This is a genomic window from Periweissella fabalis (assembly GCF_012396505.1).
GTDB classification, from domain to species: Bacteria; Bacillota; Bacilli; order Lactobacillales; family Lactobacillaceae; genus Periweissella; species Periweissella fabalis.
Map to the genome: position 1 here is coordinate 1 of NZ_JAAXPN010000024.1, position 1,646 is coordinate 1,646.

The window sequence follows — 1,646 nt, forward strand, 5'->3', positions numbered from 1 at the left end:
ATTATCACCCCTCACAAACTGCATGAAAACAACCCCCGTTATCTACCCACTAGATAACGGGGGCTGTTTTTTTGTTTAATGGTATAATAGACCTATTATTCGAATCATAAATTTTAAAAGAAGAGTAGGTTTATATGTATACATCGTATTTTAGAAATAACTATTTAACGGACATCTCAAAAAATATACTAGCTGGGTTAGTCACTGCAATAGCCCTTCTGCCAGAAGTTAGTGGGTTCGCAATCATTGCAGGAATTCCACCACTCTATGCTATTTATTCATCTGCCATAACTGTAGTGATTCTATCAATACTTGGTGGACGACCAGCAATGGTATCTGCTGCTGCAGGATCAATTGCTTTATTACTAACTGATATTATCGCTAAACACGGCATGGCATATATGCTCTATGCCACTTTATTAGCTGGAATATTTCAACTGATTTTTGGTCTATTAAACATCCATAAGTTTATTAAATATTTACCTAAAAGTGTAATGCAAGGATTTGTTAATGCACTAGCCATCATGATACTGCTAGCACAACTACAACAAGTTCCGCATCAATCATTACCAGCCATTATCATGGTTATCACTAGCATTATAAGTATGTATGTTTTACCCCGCTGGTTTATTAAAATTCCACCCGCGTTAATTATCATAGCTGTAAGTATAGGAGTAGCCTTATTCTTTAAAGGGTCTTTTGAAAATATTGGTTCATTGGCAACAAGTAGCAAACTATCGCCTCATATTGGACTTCCGGCTATTCCTCTTAACATCCATACAATACTTGTGATATTACCAACAGCTTTAGGTATTGCAATGGTAGGGCTGATCGAGTCACTACTTACTATGCCTTTAATTAACGTGATGACAAAAACAGAGGGAAACAGCAAACAAGAATCTATCGGGCAAGGGTTCGGAAATATAATAACTAGTTTACTTGGAGGACAAGGTGGTTGTGCCATGATCGGTCAATCCGTAATGAATGTAAAATCCGGCGGTCGTACAAGATTATCAACTCTAATAAGTGGGCTTACATTATTTATTTTTGTATTTGCTATGAAAGACTTAATGTTAGCTATTCCAACAGCATCGCTGATTGGTATTATGATTACTGTTTCAATATCAACTTTTGATTGGGAAAGCATAGCTTTGAATAAACGCCTAAAGATAACTGACTTATCGGTTATGCTAATGACCATTTTATTGGTTGTTGTGACTCATAATTTGGCCATAGGTGTTTTTTCAGGATTAATTTTAACTATCATCTATCGATATATATTTCATATCAAAATTTCCTAGTATATTAAAGGAGCAAATCATGGTGCAACAAATTGTACTCCCAATCAAAGACTCTAATGTACTCAAGATGGTGCAAGATACCTTATTGGATAGCTTTCGGGCTGGTCGTCGTAACTACACTATCTTTCAGGTTGGAAAAGCAACGCTACTCAGAGTGAGTGACGTAATGACGTTAAAAAAATCGGCCGTCTTTAATCCCGATGGTACCGTCAAGCAAACCGTCTTTATCCATGATCGAAAAACTGGAAAACCCAATACATTATATCTTAAACCTGTTCAACAAGATCTACTGATTTATCACGATTGGCTCGTCCAACAAAACATCAATTCAGACTGGTTATTCCC

At 36.4% G+C, this 1,646-nt stretch carries 2 protein-coding genes; both read left to right on the forward strand.

Going from position 1 to position 1,646, the window contains the following annotated elements:
* Positions 1–134: 134 nt before the first annotated feature.
* A complete protein-coding gene (locus tag HF964_RS09895; RefSeq protein ID WP_168722862.1) occupies positions 135–1,301 on the forward strand; it encodes a SulP family inorganic anion transporter in 1,167 nt (388 codons plus the stop codon).
* A gap of 19 nt (positions 1,302–1,320) precedes the next feature.
* A partial coding sequence (locus HF964_RS09900) for a site-specific integrase (protein ID WP_476742310.1) occupies positions 1,321–1,646 on the forward strand: 326 nt, incomplete at its 3' end.

Bases quoted from the DNA above. Each gene is read 5' to 3' on its own strand.
- HF964_RS09895 (WP_168722862.1), top strand. From the start codon at position 135: ATGTATACATCGTATTTTAGAAATAACTATTTAACGGACATCTCAAAA.